This window comes from Mesorhizobium sp. M7A.F.Ca.CA.004.12.1.1, from assembly GCF_003997835.1.
Lineage (GTDB): Bacteria > Pseudomonadota > Alphaproteobacteria > Rhizobiales > Rhizobiaceae > Mesorhizobium.
The window spans coordinates 1-1,021 of the sequence record NZ_RZRK01001282.1; the positions used below are offsets into that span (position 1 = coordinate 1).

Annotated in this window: 1 protein-coding gene and 1 pseudogene; one reads left to right on the plus strand and one right to left on the minus strand. The window is 61.5% G+C overall.

Annotated features, from left to right (window positions below):
- A pseudogene (locus EN984_RS35800) lies at positions 1–234 on the minus strand (ABC transporter substrate-binding protein); the annotation flags it as partial.
- Between the two features lie 232 nt (positions 235–466).
- Between EN984_RS35800 and EN984_RS35805 the strand changes: the two are divergent.
- Positions 467–1,021, plus strand: a 555-nt coding sequence (locus EN984_RS35805) for an invasion associated locus B family protein (protein ID WP_164765974.1), incomplete at its 3' end; no start/stop codon positions are given.

Consider the following 1,021-nt stretch of genomic DNA (forward strand, 5'->3'; position numbering starts at 1 on the left):
GCGCAGGCTCTTGAGGATGAAAGGGTTCAGATTGTCGAAGCTGCCGACGACGCAATAGGTAATCGAGCCACCCTTCGGCGCGTCGGGATTGACGTAGTCGAAATGCCTGTAGTCGGGCGGTAGCGCCGGCACGCCCTGCATGGCGATAGCGTGCTTCGGCTCCGATGCGGCCGGCTGATGCGAAAGGGCGAGAAACGATATCCCGGTGATCAGCCAAACAACAACGCGGCCCATGAACGTCTCCTTACTGGGTCGGCTTGATGATTCGGTGTGCACCCTAGCATGAGGCGGCTGCGCGCCGGCCAACCGCGCGTTCAACAATTGCTGACGCCGGGCTGGATTCGGCATCGCTTGCAGTGTAACACGCCCTCCGAAGTCATTCTGTTGCCTCATTTCGGCAACAGGTAGCTGGACCACACGGCACGAAGAAGCCGGTCCCGGGATCATTTGAGAGGAAGTGCACGACATGACGAGCCTGAACAGCAACGCGTACCGCCTGTCGGTCATGGCCGCTGGCGTGGTCGGCTTTCTCGGCGCAGGACTTCCCGCTGCTTCCGCACAGCAGCAACAGCAGATTCCGCAAGGCTGGTTCAAGGCCTGCACCAAGCAGGAAGACGTCGACATCTGCAATGTCCAGAACATCACCACCGCCGGCAACGGCCAGCTGGTCACTGGCGTCAGCCTGATCGAGCTGAAGGGCAAGGTGAACCGCAAGGTGTTCCAGGTGACGGTCCCGACCGGCCGTCTGGTGCCTCCCGGCATCGGCCTGCAGATCGACACCGGCAAGGCGCAGAAGCTCGACTATGTGATCTGCTTCCCGGATCGTTGCGTGGCGGAAGTGCCGCTGACCGATCAGCTCGTCGCCGCCTTCAAGAAGGGCCAGGCGATTACCCTGACCTCCGTCAATTTCCAGAACCAGCCCAATCCGATCAAGGTCGCCCTGCAGGGCTTCAGCGGCGCCTATGACGGACCGGCGCTGCAGCAGTCGGACATCGAGGACCGGCAAAAGAAGCTTCAGGAC